Genomic DNA, 17,963 nt, shown 5'->3' on the forward strand with positions numbered 1-17,963 from the left:
CACCAGGAGCCGCCGCCATGGGTATCGCCGCACACATCACCGGACACCAAAAAGACTTGGGTGGTGGCTTCTTCGTCCGCCGCCTGCTGCCTTCGGTGCACAAGCAGGGCGTGGGCCCGTTCATTTTTTTCGACCACTTCGGCCCGGTGACAGTGCAGCCCGAAACCGAACACGACGTGCGCCCACATCCACACATCGGCTTGGCCACAGTGACTTACCTGTTCGAGGGCGCCATCATGCACCGCGACAGCTTGGGTTCGGTGCAGAAAATTGAACCCGGCGCCATCAACTGGATGACGGCCGGAAAAGGCATCGTGCATTCCGAGCGCCGTCCCGAAGAGCTGGCCAAGGTGCCTTACGTCAACCACGGCATCCAGCTGTGGGCGGCGCTGCCGCAGTCGGCCGAAGAAGTGGAGCCCAGCTTCGTGCACACCCGCGCCGACGAGTTGCCCTCCAAGGCCGTGGGCGCTTCTACTGTGCGCGTGTTGATTGGCGAAGCCTTCGGCCAAAAGTCGCCGGTGGCCACGTTTTGCCGCACCTTGTATGTCGACGTGAAGCTCACCGCTGGTGATGTGCTGGAACTGCCCGCGTCAGAAGATGAGCTTGGCGTTTACGCTGTAGACGGCCCGGTCGAAATCGACGGCGAAGTTTTGGCGCAACACGCATTCGCCTTTTTGGAGCCCGGCAAACCCTGCCTGCTGCGCGCCGATGCCGACGTGCAACTGATGCTGCTGGGTGGCGACAAACTCGACGGTCACCGCCACATGGTGTGGAACTTCGTCTCCAGCCGCAAAGAGCGCATCACCCAGGCCGAGCAAGACTGGGTGGCGCAACGCATGGGCCACGTGCCCGGCGAGACCGAGTTCATTCCGCTGCCACCGCCGCGCAAGCCTGCTTGAACATGTTGCGAAGTCGAGCCGCTGTGCACGCAGGGCGGCTCTCAATCGCCTAGAGCACCATCACCACCTTGCCAAACTGCTGGTTGGATTCCAGATGCTGGTGCGCCTCCCGTACTTCCTTCAGCGTAAACGTGCGGTCGATGTGCGGCCGCAAATGCCCCAGCCGTACGCCGTCGCTGATGAAGGCGTGCGCCCGCGCCATGGCCTCAGGCTGGCGCGTGATTTCGGTGTAAACGAAGCCGCGAAAGGCCAGGCTTTTCGTTATCGCCAGCTTCAATGGAAATGGCGTGTCTTTGGGGCTCAGCCCACCGTGGATGACGATGCTGCCGCTCGGGCGCATGGCCAGCGCCAAGTCCAACACCTGTGGGCCGCCCACGGCATCAAACGCGCAGGCCAAGCCGGTGCCAGTGATGGTGTGCAAACGCTCGGTCAGCGGCTCTTCTTGGGTCACGATCACGGCTAAAGCGCCGGCTTCCAGCAGCGCTTGGCGCTTGCCGCTGGTCGTGGTGATGGCGATGGGCTTGGCGCCCAGATGGCGCGCCACCTGTATGGCCGCCAAGCCCACGCTGCTCGACGCCGCGTTGATCGCCACCCAGTCGCCGCTGCGCAATTTGCCGGCCTCCACGAGCCCGCCGTAAGCCGTCAAATAGGCCATCCACAACGCTGCAGCCAACACGGGCGTGAGCCCCTCGGGCTGCCGCACCACGTAGGCTTGGCGGATGACGATGTGGTCGGCATAGGTGCCGTAGGGCCCGAGCGCAAAGCCGGGGATCACGCCCACGGCATCGCCCACCGAAAACCCGCTGGCCTCTGGCCCCAGGGCTAGAACTTCGCCTGCCGCTTCAAAGCCCAGCAGCGACGGGGGCTGCGCCGGCTCTAGATATTGCCCGGAGCGAAACAACACGTCGGCCCGGTTCAGGCCGATGGCCTGCACCTTGATCAACACTTCCGCGCCCGCAGGCATCGGGACTTTGCGCTGTTCGAGGGCCAGCACTTCTGGCCCACCCAACTGATGAAAACGCACAACACGTGACGTTGAAGCAGACATCGCACACTCACTCAACATGGAAAACCTCCCAAATGGAGGCGTTCAAATGATGCGCGGCATGCGAATGGAAAAGGGTAAATTTGTGTTCACCCGGTAACGGTTTTGCGCAGAACCGCCGGGCGCTGGCCGATGCCAAAACCAAGCGCTGGCTTGGTTGCGTTTTAGCCAAGAAACCTGTGATGAAAAATGCTGTTTGCGCTTTAGGGGTAAGCGCCAACAGCTATCAAAAAAGGTGTTTTTTAAGGTGCGATCGCGTCTGGCTCCGCGTTTGCTTCGGTGGTCTGGCTCAAATCGGCCCCCAGCGTGCGGCGCTCGTCGAACACAAAACAGTCGCCGTGGTAGTGGGCGCCGTCGGTTTCCTCGAAGTACTTGAGGATGCCGCCTTCCAGTTGGTAGACGCGCTCTACACCCACTTCGCGCATCAGGATGGCGGCCTTTTCGCAGCGGATGCCGCCAGTGCAAAAGCTCACCACGGTTTTGCCTTCCAGCTCGGCCTGGTGTGCTTGCAGCGCAGCCGGGAACTCGCTGAACTTGGTGATGCGCCAGTCGATGGCGCCGTCAAATGTGCCGTGGTCGACTTCGAAGGCGTTGCGCGTGTCCAGGGTGACGACTGGGCGGCCTTCGTCGTCGACGCCGGTATCGAGCCAGCGGCGCACCGTGGCAGCAGCCACGGCCGGGGCGCGGCCATCGTTGCGCGAGAAGTCGGGCACGATGGTTGGGTAGTCCATGCGGATGATTTCGCGCTTGACCTTCACCAGCATCTTCTTGAAAGGCTGGTGCGCTGACCAGCTCTCTTTGGGCGCCAAGTCTGCAAAGCGCGGATCGGCCTTGGTTTGCGCCATGAAGCTGTTCACGGCCTCGGCCGGGCCGGCGAGAAACATGTTGATGCCCTCGTGGGCCAGCAAGATGGTGCCCTTGAGCTGAAGGTCGTTGGCCCGGGCGAGCAATACCTCGCGCACGGCGTCGGCATCGGGCAGGGGGACAAACTTGTAGACGGAAATGTTAAGGATGGAGTTCACCCGTCGATTTTATGAGCGGCGGGGAATGGGCTGCTGCGCTGGATCAAAAGCCGGTGGAAATGGGCTCATCGAGGCAAAACGTGGGAACGTAAATAAGTCAGAAAAATGTCGAAGTTGTTTACGCATCGATTGCTTGTGAAACTTAAGTTGTTGATTTATATGGGTGGCACGAAGTCTGCTGTTACTTAATGAAACAACTCAACGCTTCTCAAAACAATGAACTTCGCTTCCAAGCTCCTGCTCACCGCCAGCCTCGCATTTGCATCGCTCAGCGCTTCCGCATCCCTGACCCCCGTCTACGACACCTTCGGCACCTTGGCCGCAGCCAACTTTGGCGGCACGGGCATTTCGAACAAGGCTGTCGCCATCGACACCTTTACCGGCAAGAACATCATCGGCCAGTCCACCGGCACCATCACCCTGGGCCTGACGGTGACAGCGCGTTACGCAAACCAAACCGTGACCAATAACGGCGCTGGTGTTTTCTATGCTGCTGCAGGTGTGGATCAGACCAATGCCTCCTCGATTTCTCAAGAATTGGCCACGTGGAATATCGACTACTACATTGGCGGTGCTACCTCGAGCAACCTGTACGTCTACACGTTGCTGTTCGACATTGACCCGAGCGTGAACGAAAATTTCAAAAGCATCACGTTGGGTGCAAATACGCAGAACTCGACGAATCTGGGCTTCGATCTCGCTGAATTCTTCTATGGTTACAGCTTTGACCCAGCGCTGTCGGGGCAGTACGGTTTCATTTTGCAAGCTTCGAACATATTCACAGGCAGCGTCGTTGGCATGACCTCGATCCTGCTGAACGTTGGCTCGAACAAGGTCCCCGAGCCTACCTCCCTGGCTCTGATGGCTTTGGGCCTGATCGGCGTGGCGGCCGTGAGCCGTCGCCGCAAGGTTTAAACCTCGCAGCGCAACTGAATTTCAGTTCAATGCAAAACGGCCCGAGGCTTGCGTCTCGGGCCGTTTTGCTTTTGGCGAACCGGGTTCAGATCAACTCAGCGAACCGTTGATGCCCTCCACCAGGAAGTCGATCTTGTCCAGGAACGGGTCGTACAGGCCATAGCTCTTGTCAATTACCACCTTGCCGGTGTTGCTCTTGATGGGGCCGACGAAGATTGGCTTGCCCGCTTTCAAGTCAGCAATCGCCGCCGTGGCCGCCGTGCGGGCTTGTTCCGAGGCGCCGGCGCCAAACGGCGTGCTCAGCACCATGTCTTTGTCGTAGCCGCCAAACACTGTGTTGGGCAGTTTTTTGTCTTGCGCGATAAGCCCGGCGAACGATTTATAGACTGTCTCCCACTTGTTTTCTGCGCCAGTGATGAAACCCTTGGGCGCCAATTGGGCCTGGCTGGCGTTGTGGCCGCAGGTTTTGACGCCCGCGCGTTCAGCGGTCTCAATCACCACCTTGGGGCTGTCCACGTGGCAGGCGATCACGTCGGCGCCCGCGCCAATCAAGGCCTTGGTGGCTTCAGCCTCGCGCACCGGCATCGACCAGTCGCCGGTGATGATGAGTTGCACAACGGCTTGCGGGTTGACCTTGCGCACACCCAGCGCAAACGCGTTGACGTTGCGCAGCACGATGGCGATGGGTTTTGCGGCCACAAAGCCAATCTTGTTGGTTTTGGTGGACAGGCCGGCGGCAATGCCGTTGACATAGTGCGCCTGGTCCAGATAACAGAAATAGCCGCCCAGGTTCATCGGGTGTTTGTCGGCCGACCACAGTGATGTGGGGTGGCGGTACTCCACGCTGGGGTGCTTCTTTGCGGCTTCGATCATGAAGGGGTCGAAGTAGCCAAACGAAGTGCCAAAAACGAGAGAGGCACCGTCGGTTTGCACCATGCCTTCCAGCGTTTTGCGCACGGCCGTGGTTTCGGGCACGTTTTCTTCTTCCACTACCTTCACGCCGGGCAGGCTTTTCAGTGCCTTGGCGCCCACGGCGTGGGCCTGGTTCCAGCCGTAGTCATCACGCGGGCCCACGTAAATGATGCCGACCGTCACGTCCTTGGCCTGCGCGATGGGCGCGCCGAACAAGGCAGGTGCGCCGACAGCGGCTCCCGCGAGGGTGGAGCCCAGGAAGCGGCGACGGTTGAAACTCAGGTTCGACATGGAGATTCCTTTGTTGTGGGAGGTTGGGAGATCGAGGGGAGGGAGGATGGCAAACGGTGAACGGGCTTAAGCTGCTTTTTTGCGCGGGGCGACACGTCTGGTCTTGGGTACAACCGGCGCGGCCATCGGGGCGGCCACAGGCTTCGGTGCCGCCAAGCTCGCGCTATAGCGCGTGAGCACCGCGCCCAACTCGGCGTCACCCGCTTGGCGCTCGGGCAGCAAGGCGCGTTCATGCACACCTTCGAGGTGGTGGACCATCAAACGCACGGCGGATTTTTCGTCGCCTTGGCGCAGCGCCGCGATCAGTTGGCGGTGCTCGTCGATGGCGCAGTCCGAGACATGCGGGCGGCCGTGGATGGCCAGGATCAACGAACAGCGCGACACCAGCTCCGAGACAAAACGCTCCAGCAGCGGGTTGCCGGTCAGTTGCGCCAGTTTGATGTGGAACTCGCCCGCGAGCCGTCCGCACACGGCGTGTGGCTGCTCGCGCTGCGCCTTTTCTTCCAGGCGCACGTGGCCTTCCAGAGCCGCGCCCATGGCGGGCGTCCAGCGGGTGATGAGCACACGCACCACTTCGCGCTCCAGGCAGTGGCGCGTGCTGAACACATGCTCGGCTTCTGCTCGGGTGGGCTGGGCCACGGTGGCCGTGCGTTTGCGGCCGGCTTCCACCAAGCCTTCTGTCGTCAGCCGCGCCAGGGCTTCGCGCACCAGGGTGCGGCTGACGTGCAGGTGCACGCCCATTTCGTCTTCGGGCAGCCGGGTGCCGGGCGGCAACGCCTGTTCAATGATGGCGTGTTTGATCGCCAGATAAGTCGTCTCGGCCCGGCTTGGCTCGTCGGCCGTGTTCAGCTCACTCAATTGCGTCCCTTTGCGTATGCCAGATGTGTGTGATCTGGTATGCAAATAGTGAGCCAGCGCTAAGCTGAGCTTCTACGCCATGTGAAGTGTCTTACGTGAAGCAAGTCGGTGCACGCTGCGTCAAGCGTCTCAGCCAAACAGTACGCGCTGCACCAGATAAGCGCTGCTCCAACTGGAAATGGGTGAACCCAGTGCATACGTGAAGCTGAATTCACGTACACCAGATGGCGTCTTGCCAGCTACCGCAGCGCCAGCAACCGTGGCGACGCATCTTCCAGTTGGAACTGCCGCACCACGTCGGCCAGCCGCACGGCCTGGCTGCTCAGGTTGGCGGCGGCGGCCGAGCTTTCTTCGACCAGTGCAGCGTTTTCTTGCGTCATTTGGTCAAGGCGCGCCACGGCGTCGTTGACCTGCGCGATGCCGGCGCTTTGCTCGGAGGCTGCGCCAGTGATCTCGGCAATGATGGTGGTCACGTTGCGCACGCTTTTCACAATCTCGTCCATGGTGCCGCCAGCTTCCTGCACCAACTTGCTACCGCTTTGCACGCGCGTCACGCTGGCATCAATCAACGCCTTGATTTCTTTGGCGGCCTCGGCGCTGCGCTGGGCCAGCAGGCGCACTTCGCTGGCCACCACGGCAAAGCCACGGCCTTGCTCGCCAGCGCGGGCGGCCTCTACAGCCGCGTTCAAAGCAAGGATGTTGGTTTGGAATGCAATCCCGTCGATCACCGCAATGATGTCGACAATCTTGCGTGAGCTGGTGTCTATACCTTCCATGGTGCTCACCACTTGCGAGACGATGTGGCCGCCGCGCTCGGCAATGTCGGTGGCCGATGTGGCCAATGTGTTGGCCTTACGCGCCGAGTCGGCGTTGTGATGCATGGTGGCGGTCAGCTCTTCCATGGCAGCGGCCGCTTGCTGCAGGTGGGAAGAAGTGTCTTCCGTGCGTTTGCTCAGGTCGATGCCGCCGCTGGCCACCTCTGAACTGGCGGTCTTGATGCTGTCAGTGGAATCGCGCACCGCGCCCACCATGCTACGCAGCGCCGACTGCATGCCGCCCAGTGCTTCTTGCAGCGTGCCGATTTCGTCGGCGCGGTTACGGTCAATGGCGATCATCAGGTTGCCCGAGGCCACTTGTTTCGCCAGTTCAGAACATTTGTTGATCGGCACACGCAAGCTGCGCAGCACCGGGCGCCACACGGCAATCACCAGCAGCAGGCCAATGCCCAGCACCCAGTAGGCGTAGCGGGCGATCTCGTCGCGTGTTTCGTTGAACGAGGAAATGGTGCGGTCGGCCATTTTTGTGCCTGCACCCGTGGTTTCGTCTACGCCCGCGCGGTGTTCTAGATATAACGTGTGCACTGCGGCAAGATTTTTGGCTGCCGTGGCGGTGTCGCCTTTGGCCAGCGGGGCTAGCACATCGCTTCTGGCTGCGGCGATGAATTTCAGCGCGCCTTGATGTTGCCGCCCCAAGAGTTGCTTCTCCAGCCCAAAGGGTGGGTTTTTCGTCCAGTATGTGACGCGCTGTTCGTACTCGGAGATCTTCTTGTCGGCTTCTTGCTGAGCCTGCGCCGGGGTGATGCTGCCCTCTACTGCCTCGGACAAAATCAGCCGCAGTTCGATCAAATACATGGGGGGCGGCAAGATATCGGCCACCACGTCTTTGGCCACAAAGGCTTCGTTGGCGTAGCGGTCCAGCTTGTTCAGCCCCCAGTGGGATTGCGCCGCAATCAACAGGGCGGCCACCACGCCAACGGCGGCCAGGCAAATGGTGGAGGCGCGCAAAGACTTGAACATGGCGATTTCCCCTTTTTCCCTTTTGTTGGGCACATCAGCAAGATGCACGCCAAGCCATCGTACGGCGCTCGACATCTGCCCGCAAGCGCTATCGTCAAGCGGGGCGCGGGTCTGCGAGCGTCACCCTGGCGGCTTACCCGCCCATTCGAAATCCGGGCGGCAGCGCGAGGGGCGCGGCTCTAAAATGCCCCGATGTTTGTCCATCTCCGCCTCCATACCGAATTTTCCGTCGTCGACGGAACCAACCGCATCGATGACATCGTCAAGGCAGCAGCCAAAGACCAGCAGCCGGCGCTGGGCATTTCTGACCTGAGCAACCTGTTTGGCGGCATCAAGTTCTACAAAGAAGCGCGCGGCAAGGGTGTCAAGCCCGTGGTGGGCGCGGAGATCTTCATTGAGGGCCTGGGGGCTGAGCTCGGCACCTTGTCGCGCATCGTGCTGTTGGTGCAAAACAAGACCGGCTATCTGAACATTTCAGAACTGCTGGCGCGCGCCTTCACGCAAAACATCGTGAAGAATCAGGCCGTGATCAAGCTCGCCTGGCTGCAAGAGTTGCACGAAGGGCTGATTTGCCTGGCCGGTGCCCAAGCCGGGCCGGTGGGCCAAGCGCTGTTGCAGGGCGACGAAGCCCGTGCGCGCGAAGTGGCGCTGCAACTGGCGTCGCTTTTTCCGCACCGCTTCTACCTGGAGCTGCAACGCGCAGGCCGCCCTGAAGACGAGCCCCACGTGGCGGCCACGGTGCAATTGGCCGCCCGGCTGAAGATGCCGGTGGTGGCGACGCACCCGGTGCAGTTCACCAATGAAGAAGACTACGAGGCGCACGAGGCACGCGTGTGTATTTCTGAAGGCGAAATTCTGGGCAACGCACGCCGCGTACGCCGCTTCACGCGCGAGCAGTACTTCAAGTCTGCCGCCCAGATGGAGGCGTTGTTTGCCGACATTCCATCGGCCATCGCCAACACGCTGGAGATTGCCAAGCGCTGCAACCTGACGCTGGTGCTGGGCAAGCCGCAACTGCCGGACTTCCCGACGCCTTTGGTCAATGGCGAGAAGATGACGCCGGAAGACTACTTCCGCTACGCCTCGCATGAAGGGCTGAAGGAACGCCTGATCCACCTGTACCCCGACGAGACGGCTCGAGAAGCGCAACGCCAGCGCTATATCGACCGGCTGGAGTTTGAGCTCAATACCATCTTGAAGATGGGTTTCCCGGGCTATTTCCTGATCGTGGGTGACTTCATCAACTGGGCCAAGAACAACGGTTGCCCCGTGGGCCCGGGCCGGGGTTCGGGTGCTGGCTCTTTGGTGGCCTATGCGCTGAAGATCACCGACTTGGATCCGCTGCAGTACAACCTGCTGTTCGAGCGTTTCCTGAACCCGGAGCGGGTGTCAATGCCCGACTTTGACATTGACTTCTGCCAAGGTAACCGCGACCGCGTGATCGACTACGTGAAGGACAAATACGGCAAAAACGCCGTGAGCCAGATCGCCACGTTCGGAACAATGGCCGCGCGTGCGGCCATCCGCGACGTGGGCCGTGTGCTCGACATGAGCTACACCTTTTGCGACGGCATCAGCAAGCTGATCCCGAACAAGCCCGGCATGTCGGTCACGCTGCAGTACCCGCCCGAAAAGAAAAAAGAGGGCGACAAGAACAACTACGCCATCGAGATGGAGCCGGTGCTGGCCGAGCGTATCCGCACCGAAGAAGACGTGAAGACGCTGATCGAGCTGGCGCAAAAGCTTGAGGGCATGACCCGCAACATCGGCATGCACGCCGGGGGCGTGTTGATTGCGCCCGGCAAGCTCACCGACTTCTGCCCGCTGTACCAACAGCCCGGCAGCGAGTCGGCCGTGAGCCAGTACGACAAGGACGACGTGGAAGCCATCGGCCTGGTGAAGTTCGACTTCTTGGGCTTGGCCACGCTGACCATTCTGGAGATTGCGCGCGAGTTCATCATGAAGCGCCATCCGGGCCAGGAGAACTTTGCCTACGAAAACATTCCGCTGACCGACGCCAAAACCTACCGGTTGTTCTCTGAAGGCAAGACCGAAGCCGTGTTCCAGTTTGAAAGCCGCGGCATGCAGGGCATGCTGAAGGACGCCAAACCGACGCGCCTGGAAGACTTGATTGCGCTCAACGCCTTGTACCGGCCGGGCCCAATGGATCTGATCCCCAGCTTCGTGGCGCGTAAACACGGGCGCGAGGAGGTGGAGTATCCACATCCGGCGGTGGCCGAGATGCTGTCCGAAACCTACGGCATCATGGTGTACCAGGAGCAGGTGATGCAGACCGCGCAGATCCTCGGCGGCTACTCGCTCGGCGGTGCCGACTTGTTGCGCCGCGCGATGGGTAAGAAGAAGGCCGAGGAAATGGCCGAGCACCGCGTGAAGTTTCGCGCGGGTGCCCTGGCTACCCACGGCATTACCGAGGCCAAGGCCGACGAAGTTTTCGACTTGATGGAGAAGTTCGCTGGCTACGGCTTCAACAAGTCGCACGCGGCCGCGTACTCTCTGCTGGCATACCACACGGGTTGGCTCAAGGTGCATTACGCCGCAGAGTTTTACTGCGCCAACATGACCGTGGAAATGGACAACACGGACAAGCTCAAGCTGCTGCATGAAGACGCGCTGAAGATGGGCCTGACGTTTGAACCGCCAGACGTCAACCGTGGCCGCTATCGCTTCGAACCGGTCACCGACAAGATCATCCGCTACGGCCTGGGCGCCGTGAAAGGCACGGGCCAGCAGGCCATCGAGGCGATTGTGGCTGCGCGTGAAGCCGGCGGCCCGTTCACCAGCCTGTTCGACTTCTGCCTGCGGGTAGACCGCTCGAAGATGAACAAGCGCACGGTGGATGCGCTCATCAAGGCTGGCGCGTTTGATGCCATCCAGTTGAACCGTGCCGCGCTGTCCGCGTCGATCGACCTGGCTTTTGCCTATGCCGCCACCAATGTCGCCAACGCCGACCAGGGCGGCCTGTTCGACATGATGGAAGACAGCCACGGCTCCATGGCGCAAGAGCCTGATCTGGTGGAAACCACGCCATGGGGTGTGAAGGAGCAGCTCACGCTGGAGAAAACAGCCGTTGGCTTCTACCTATCAGGCCACTTGTTTGACGAAGTGCGCGCTGAGGTGCGCCAGTTTGTGAAGCGCAAGCTTGGCGATGCGGCCGAGTCGCGCGATCCGATTTTGCTGGCGGGCATAGTGTCGGACCTGCGTGTGATCAACGGGCAGCGCGGCAAGCTGGGCTTGTTCCGCTTTGACGACGGCACCGGCATGCTAGACGCGCGGGTTTCTGAATCGGTCATGAACCAGAACAAGAATCTGTACAAGGATGACGAATTGATGATCGTCATGGGCAAGGTGCAGGTGGATCGTTTTGGTGGCGGGGGCCTGCAGTTGACCATCACCGAAGCCTGGGACTTGCCTACCGCGCGCTGCCGATTCGGCAAGTATTTCCGCGTCACCGTGCCGTCAAGTGAGCGTTCGCCGGGTGACATTGGCCGCGTGGTGAAGGAGTATCCGGCGCGCGCCGAGGTGACCGAGCATGGCGAAGTGTTGCGCGGGCTGATGGTGCGCATGCGTTTGCAGCGCCAAAGTGAGCGCGGGGCCGTGGCTGCCGAATTGCAGCTCGGCGAGGCAGCCAAGTTCTTCCCTACGGATGCCGCACTGGCCGGCTGGCGCGGGCAGGTGGGTTCAGGCACTGCCGAAGTGGTTTACGAAGAGTAGCCAGAGCATTTGCCAGTTCGTGGTCCTGTAAGATTTTTGACACGAAATCGTCATAAACGAGGCCGATACTGGAGGGAAGATCATCCCATTCTCCAGTTGCCTCGTTGTTGATGCCGCATACCAAAAACGTACAAGAAGTTGTTAGCCCCACATCCAGGGTGATTCCCTTGGACAGAGACCGCTGTATTTTGGCGTTCAACGAGCGTGTGCTCGATTGGGCCCGTCGACCCGATGTGCCGCTGCTGGAACGGCTGCGGTTCTTGTGCATCGTCTCGTCCAATCTGGATGAATTCTTTGAAGTGCGCGCGGCCCAGCACCTCGACGCCTTGGTGCCGGACAGCACGGGCATGATGCAGGCGGACGCGGCATTAACCAGCCTTTCTGCCGCCGCACATGAACTGATGGACTCGCTGTATGCGCTGTTCAATGATCAATTGTTGCCTGCGCTTGAAAAGCAGAGCATTCGCATCATTTCGCACGGAGACCGTACCCACGCGCAGCGCCGTTGGGTGAAGGAGTATTTCGATCGCGAGGTGCGTCCCCTCCTGTTGCCTGTGGGGCTCGACCCGGCGCACCCGTTCCCGCAGGTGGCCAACAAGTCGCTTAACTTCATCGTGCGGCTCAATGGTGTGGATGCTTTTGGCCGCGAGAACGACATCACCATCGTCAAAGTGCCGAGGGTATTACCGCGCCTGATTCGCCTGCCTGACCGTATTGCGGGTGGCGGTGTGGCGGTGGTGTCGGTGTCCAGCGTGATCCGCGCGCATCTACACGAGATGTTTGCCGGGCGCGAAGTCACACAGTTTTCGCAGTTCCGCGTGACGCGCAACTCTGATCTGGCGGTGGAAGAAGACGACGTGCGCAACTTGCGCATGGCGCTGCGCCAAGGCTTGGACGTGCGGCATTTTGGCAAGGCAGTGCGCCTGGAGGTGGCGGCCGGTTGTTCTGACTACTTGGCGGACTTTCTGCTGCGCCAGTTCTCGCTGCCGCAGCAGTCGCTGTACCGCGTGCAGGGCCCGGTGAACCTGGTGCGCATGGCTCAACTGCTGGATTTGGTGCAGGCACCCAAGCTGCTGTTTCCGCCATTTGAGCCACGCTGGCCCATGGAACTGCGCCGCGACCAATCGTTTTTTGAGCGCTTGCAGTACCGCGATGTGCTGATCCACCAGCCATTCGAGCGGTTTGATGCCGTGTTGGCGTTCTTGCGCGAGGCCGTGAACGACCCGCAGGTGCTAGCCATCAAGCAAACCATTTACCGCACCGGTGCCGATTCCGAGTTGATGGAGTTGCTGCTGGAAGGCGTGCGCTCCGGCAAGGAAGTGACGGTGGTTGTTGAGCTGAAGGCGCGCTTCGACGAAGAGGCGAACATCAACTGGGCGGAGATGCTGGAATCGGTGGGCGCGCAGGTGGTGTACGGCGTGGTGGGCCTGAAAACCCACGCCAAGATGCTGCTGGTGACGCGCCGCGAAGGGCGTGTGTTGCGCCGTTACGGGCATTTGTCGACTGGCAACTACAACCCGCGCACGGCTAAGCTCTATACCGACATCAGCCACTTGACGGCCGACCCCCATATCACCGGCGACATGGAGCGCGCTTTCACACACATTGCAGGGCAGGGCAAGCTGCTGCCGCTGAAGCGTCTGTGGATGGCACCGTTTCACCTGCAAAAGAACGTCATTGAGTGGATCCAAAACGTGGGTCACTCTGCGGCACATGGCAAGGGTGGGCGCATCGTGGCCAAGATGAATGCGCTGACGGACGACGACATCATCCACGCGCTGGTCAAAGCTGGGCAGCAAGGCGCCAAGATCGATTTGATCGTGCGCGGTGCCTGCGCCTTGCCGGCCGGAGTGCCGGGCTTGACCGACAACATCCGCGTACGCTCGGTGGTGGGGCGCTTTTTGGAGCACACCCGGGTGTTTTACTTCCGCGCGGGTGCTCAGGAAGAGCTTTACCTGTCGAGTGCCGACTGGATGAACCGCAACATGCTGCGGCGTATTGAACTGGCTTGGCCGGTGTCCGAGCCGGCGGCGCGGCAGCGCATCATCGACGAGTGCCTGGTGCCGTATTTGCTGGACGACACCGATGCCTGGGTTCAAAAGCCCGATGGGCATTATGAGCGCCTGATGGGGATGCCGGGCCAGTCCACACGGTCCGCGCAGGCCGCGCTGATGGAGTTGCACCGCCATCGGCATGTCAGCAGTTTGATCGTGTAGAGGTGGGTGGAAGCGATGGATCTGATTCTTTGGCGCCATGCAGAAGCGGAAGAGCCCACGGGTGAAATCGATGACCTGCGCCGCAGCCTGACGCCACGCGGCGTGAAGCAAGCGGCACGCATGGCGGCTTGGCTGGATCGTCAATTGCCGGACAGCGTGCGCATTTTTTCCAGCCCCGCCAAGCGCACCGATGAAACCGTGCATGCCCTGGGCCGCAAGTTTCGCGTACGGCCCGAGTTGGCGCCTGGCTGCAGCGTGGCGCAGTTGCTGGAAGTGGCGCAATGGCCGAACGGCAAAGGCCAGGTGCTGATCGTCGGGCACCAGCCGGTGCTCGGGCAAACCGTGGCGCAAATCCTCGGTTTGGCGGAGCCCGAACTCTCCATCAAGAAGGGCGCAGTCTGGTGGCTGCGCAGCCGTCAGCGGGACGAGCAGCCGCAGGTGACCCTGCTGGCGGTGCAGTCCGCTGACATGCTTTAAGCGCTGTCTACATCGCGCAGCTTAGTCTTTTGCTGGCCGGCCGGTCTTGATGGTTGGCACTGCTTGCACGGCGACCAAAAATGCGTCGTCCGCCATGCTCGCCAGGGCTTTAATGCCAGCGCGGAGCAATTCCCCTTTTTTGATTGGGTGCTGCAATTGCAGCGCGCGCAGCTTGAGTTCGTCCAGAACCAAATACTCTGGCTTGGGGATGGTGAAGCTGTCACGCACCAGCTTGGGCTTCTTGGCCTTGGGGGCTGCAGCCGTCGCGGGGGCGTTCTTGGCAGGGGCTGCAGCAGCTGTTGCGGAAGTTTTTGCAGGAGTTGCCTTGACCTTTGGCACTTTGGGCGCATCTGCAGCAGGCGTTTTTTTCTTCTCGGCTTTTTCTGCAGGCTTCTGAACCGGCTTGGCTGGCGCCTTGGCTGCCTTTGGCTCTTTTGCGACCTTCGGTGCCTTTACTGTTTTGACGGCTTTGGCAACGGGGTTCTTGTCGGCAGTCTCCACAGCGGCGGGAGCGGGGGCGGTTGGTTTTTGTGCGCTGGTCATGGCATCCTTTTGGAAATAAATGATTTATATAGTTTATACAGTTTTCGGAGGTGTTCCAAGTTTGTATTGATGGGCGTACGTCGGCCTGCTTTTTGCAGAGGCTATATCCGTCTTATTGTTGGGGTTTTCTTGCTCAGAGCCGCGCCGGGCGTTGACTGCCGTAGGGGCAATATCCAGGCAATACGCACCCGGCCACGGCTCTATAAAATGACACTATGGCGACCAAAAAACCAGTACAACCCAAACCACCTGCACCACAGCCGTCCGTTCCAGACGACGGCGGTTCGGTTGTTCTTGAGCGGCTCACGCAGCGCACTAAACCGCCGCAAATGCACCAAGTGCTGATGCTGAATGACGACTACACCCCGATGGAGTTCGTGGTGGTGGTGATTCAGGAGTTTTTCAGCAAAGACCGGGAAACGGCAACCCAGATCATGCTCAAGATTCACCTCGACGGACGCGCGGTTTGCGGCATCTATACCAAAGATGTCGCAGCCACGAAGGTTGATCAGGTGTTGGAGGCGGCGAAACGGGCCGGGCATCCTTTACAGTGTGTGAGCGAACCTGTTGAATGATGAATTGAAAACAACAAACGCGAACCCATGTAGAGTGTGTAGTAACAGCTAGGCGTTAAAGGAAATCACATGATTGCCCAGGAATTGGAAGTCAGTTTGCACATGGCGTTTGTGGAAGCGCGGCAGCAACGCCACGAGTTCATCACGGTTGAACACTTGTTGTTGGCTCTGCTGGACAATCCAAGCGCGGCGGAGGTGCTGCGAGCATGTTCCGCCAACATCGACGACTTGCGTAAGTCGTTGACAGATTTCATCAAAGACAACACCCCTCAGGTGGCCGGTACCGACGACGTCGACACCCAGCCGACCTTGGGTTTCCAGCGCGTGATCCAGCGCGCGATCATGCACGTGCAATCCACGGGCAGCGGCAAGAAGGAAGTGACCGGCGCCAACGTGCTGGTGGCTATTTTTGGCGAGAAAGATTCGCACGCCGTCTACTACCTGCACCAGCAGGGCGTGACGCGTCTGGACGTGGTCAACTTCATTGCCCACGGGATCAAGAAGAGCGATCCACCAGAGCCTACCAAATCGTCCGAAGGTCAAACTGAGAGCGAAGAGGGCGGCAGCGAGAAGAACGAAAAAGCTTCTCCGCTGGAGCAGTTCACGCAAAACCTGAACCAGCTGGCCAAGGAAGGCAAGATCGATCCGCTGATTGGTCGTGAGTACGAAGTCGAGCGCACCATCCAGATCTTGTGCCGTCGGCGCAAGAACAACCCCTTGCTGGTGGGTGAAGCTGGCGTGGGTAAAACCGCGATTGCAGAGGGCCTGGCTTGGCGCATCACGCAAAAAGATGTGCCTGAAATCCTGATGGAAGCCCAGGTGTACTCGCTTGACATGGGCGCGTTGTTGGCCGGTACCAAGTACCGTGGTGACTTTGAGCAGCGCCTGAAGGGTGTGCTCAAGTCGTTGAAAGATCGCCCCAACGCGATTCTGTTCATCGACGAAATCCACACGCTGATTGGTGCGGGCGCGGCCTCTGGCGGCACTTTGGATGCGTCCAACCTGCTGAAGCCCGCGCTTTCTAGCGGCCAGCTGAAGTGCATTGGCGCTACGACGTTCACGGAATACCGTGGCATCTTTGAAAAAGACGCGGCCCTGTCGCGTCGTTTCCAGAAGGTCGACGTGGTCGAACCAACGGTGCAAGAAACCGTGGAGATCTTGAAGGGCTTGAAGTCGCGCTTTGAAGAGCACCACAGCGTGAAGTACGCCGTGGCGGCGCTGCAAGCGGCTGCTGAGCTCAGCGCCAAGTACATCAACGACCGTCATTTGCCTGACAAGGCCATCGACGTAATCGACGAAGCCGGTGCTGCGCAACGCATCTTGCCCCCGAGCAAGCGCAAGAAAACCATTTCCAAGACGGAAGTCGAAGAAATCGTGGCGAAGATCGCGCGCATTCCCCCTGCGAATGTGTCGAACGACGACCGCGGCAAGCTCAAGACGCTGGAACGCGACTTGAAGAACGTGGTGTTCGGTCAAGACAAGGCGCTGGACGTGCTGGCTTCCGCTGTGAAGATGGCGCGTTCGGGCCTGGGCAAGGGCGACAAGCCGATTGGCTCGTTCCTGTTCAGCGGCCCCACGGGTGTGGGCAAGACCGAAGCGGCCAAACAACTGGCGTACATCATGGGCATCGAGCTGATTCGGTTCGACATGTCTGAGTACATGGAACGCCACGCGGTGAGCCGTTTGATTGGTGCCCCTCCGGGCTACGTTGGTTTCGACCAAGGTGGTCTGCTGACCGAAGCTGTGACCAAGAAGCCGCATTGCGTGCTGCTGCTCGACGAAATCGAAAAGGCGCACCCGGACATCTTCAACGTGCTGCTGCAGGTCATGGACCACGGCACGCTGACCGATAACAACGGGCGCAAGGCTGATTTCCGTAACGTGATCATCATCATGACGACCAATGCGGGCGCCGAGACGATGAACAAGGCCACCATCGGTTTCACCAATCCACGCGAAGCGGGTGATGAAATGGCCGATATCAAGCGCTTGTTCACGCCAGAGTTCCGCAACCGTCTGGATGCCACGGTGAGCTTCAAGGCGCTGGACGAAGCCGTGATTCTGCGTGTGGTCGACAAATTCTTGCTGCAACTGGAAACCCAGCTCAGCGAGAAGAAGGTGGAAGTCACTTTCACCGATGCGCTGCGCAAGCACCTCGGCAAGAAGGGCTTTGATCCGCTGATGGGCGCGCGTCCGATGCAGCGTTTGATCCAGGACACGATCCGTCGTGCCTTGGCCGACGAATTGCTGTTTGGCCGCTTGGTCGATGGTGGCCGTCTGACGGTGGACATCAAGTTCGACAAGGACGAAAAGGGAGTGGAGACCAGCGAGGTGCTGCTCGACATCCAGCCGCTGCCGAAGAAGGAAGGCAAGTCCAAGCCAGAGGCGGAAGAAGCCGCTCCGGTGTAATGACGTAACCAGTTTTTCGGGGCTGGTCCAGTAAAACGGCGCATGGAAACATGCGCCGTTTTACATTTTTGGGCGGTTTGCCGACTGCTTTTTGAGAGCGCCTAGCTGGGGCCTGCCACTGTTACATCATTTTTGGGAATTATTTGTGCAGTTTTGTCATCGCAACCGAGCTCTCAATAGTTTTGGTGGTGCAGCAAGCAGTGGTGCTACCGATGGGCGCGATTTTTGCCTGCGTAAAAGCAAGGACTGTGCTTAAAAGATGAAGTCAAGAGC

The 17,963-nt window shown here is 60.1% G+C and carries 13 protein-coding genes; 7 read left to right on the top strand and 6 right to left on the bottom strand.

The window, feature by feature from the left end:
- Positions 1 to 17: 17 nt before the first annotated feature.
- On the top strand, positions 18 to 899 hold the full coding sequence (locus tag ACPWMG_RS11790) for a pirin family protein (protein ID WP_483304826.1): 882 nt from the start codon (positions 18 to 20) through the stop codon (positions 897 to 899).
- A 49-nt stretch (positions 900 to 948) separates the two neighbouring features.
- On the opposite strand, the gene ACPWMG_RS11795 is transcribed toward ACPWMG_RS11790, so the two are convergent.
- The gene (locus ACPWMG_RS11795; protein ID WP_483304827.1) at positions 949 to 1,947 is read right to left on the bottom strand and encodes a zinc-dependent alcohol dehydrogenase family protein; all 999 of its coding nucleotides are present in this window, start codon (positions 1,945 to 1,947) and stop codon (positions 949 to 951) included.
- Between the two features lie 239 nt (positions 1,948 to 2,186).
- On the bottom strand, positions 2,187 to 2,966 hold the full coding sequence (locus ACPWMG_RS11800) for a sulfurtransferase (protein ID WP_483304828.1): 780 nt from the start codon (positions 2,964 to 2,966) through the stop codon (positions 2,187 to 2,189).
- 216 nt (positions 2,967 to 3,182) lie between these two features.
- Here ACPWMG_RS11800 and ACPWMG_RS11805 point away from each other — a divergent pair, with 216 nt between their 5' ends.
- On the top strand, positions 3,183 to 3,881 hold the full coding sequence (locus ACPWMG_RS11805; RefSeq protein WP_483304829.1) for a PEP-CTERM sorting domain-containing protein: 699 nt from the start codon (positions 3,183 to 3,185) through the stop codon (positions 3,879 to 3,881).
- Positions 3,882 to 3,971: 90 nt separating this feature from the next.
- Here ACPWMG_RS11805 and ACPWMG_RS11810 read toward each other — a convergent pair whose 3' ends face one another.
- The 3 genes from ACPWMG_RS11810 to ACPWMG_RS11820 all read right to left on the bottom strand — a co-directional run bounded on the left by ACPWMG_RS11810 (position 3,972) and on the right by ACPWMG_RS11820 (position 7,738).
- A complete protein-coding gene (locus ACPWMG_RS11810; protein ID WP_483304830.1) occupies positions 3,972 to 5,084 on the bottom strand; it encodes a BMP family ABC transporter substrate-binding protein in 1,113 nt (370 codons plus the stop codon).
- Positions 5,085 to 5,150: 66 nt separating this feature from the next.
- Positions 5,151 to 5,942, bottom strand: coding sequence for a GntR family transcriptional regulator (locus ACPWMG_RS11815; protein WP_483304831.1), 792 nt, complete (start codon positions 5,940 to 5,942; stop codon positions 5,151 to 5,153).
- Between the two features lie 239 nt (positions 5,943 to 6,181).
- Positions 6,182 to 7,738, bottom strand: coding sequence for a methyl-accepting chemotaxis protein (locus ACPWMG_RS11820; RefSeq protein WP_483304832.1), 1,557 nt, complete (start codon positions 7,736 to 7,738; stop codon positions 6,182 to 6,184).
- A 192-nt stretch (positions 7,739 to 7,930) separates the two neighbouring features.
- Here ACPWMG_RS11820 and dnaE point away from each other — a divergent pair, with 192 nt between their 5' ends.
- From dnaE to ACPWMG_RS11835, 3 genes are all read left to right on the top strand, one after another.
- The gene (gene dnaE, locus ACPWMG_RS11825; protein ID WP_483304833.1) at positions 7,931 to 11,470 is read left to right on the top strand and encodes a DNA polymerase III subunit alpha; all 3,540 of its coding nucleotides are present in this window, start codon (positions 7,931 to 7,933) and stop codon (positions 11,468 to 11,470) included.
- A 110-nt stretch (positions 11,471 to 11,580) separates the two neighbouring features.
- The gene (ppk1, locus tag ACPWMG_RS11830; protein WP_483304834.1) at positions 11,581 to 13,686 is read left to right on the top strand and encodes a polyphosphate kinase 1; all 2,106 of its coding nucleotides are present in this window, start codon (positions 11,581 to 11,583) and stop codon (positions 13,684 to 13,686) included.
- Positions 13,687 to 13,701: 15 nt separating this feature from the next.
- On the top strand, positions 13,702 to 14,163 hold the full coding sequence (locus tag ACPWMG_RS11835) for a SixA phosphatase family protein (protein WP_483304835.1): 462 nt from the start codon (positions 13,702 to 13,704) through the stop codon (positions 14,161 to 14,163).
- Between the two features lie 21 nt (positions 14,164 to 14,184).
- Here the strand turns inward: ACPWMG_RS11835 and ACPWMG_RS11840 are convergent, their stop codons facing one another.
- Positions 14,185 to 14,706: a hypothetical protein gene (locus tag ACPWMG_RS11840; protein ID WP_483304836.1), complete on the bottom strand. Its 522-nt coding sequence runs from the start codon at positions 14,704 to 14,706 to the stop codon at positions 14,185 to 14,187.
- Positions 14,707 to 14,921: 215 nt separating this feature from the next.
- On the opposite strand from ACPWMG_RS11840, the gene clpS reads away from it, so the two are divergent.
- Positions 14,922 to 15,281: an ATP-dependent Clp protease adapter ClpS gene (gene clpS, locus ACPWMG_RS11845; RefSeq protein WP_483304837.1), complete on the top strand. Its 360-nt coding sequence runs from the start codon at positions 14,922 to 14,924 to the stop codon at positions 15,279 to 15,281.
- A gap of 69 nt (positions 15,282 to 15,350) precedes the next feature.
- On the top strand, positions 15,351 to 17,690 hold the full coding sequence (gene clpA / locus ACPWMG_RS11850) for an ATP-dependent Clp protease ATP-binding subunit ClpA (protein WP_483304838.1): 2,340 nt from the start codon (positions 15,351 to 15,353) through the stop codon (positions 17,688 to 17,690).
- Positions 17,691 to 17,963: the final 273 nt, after the last annotated feature.

It is taken from the genome of Hydrophilobacter chitinilyticus, from assembly GCF_049860745.1.
In the GTDB taxonomy this organism is placed as follows: Bacteria; Pseudomonadota; Gammaproteobacteria; order Burkholderiales; family Burkholderiaceae_C; genus Rhodoferax_B.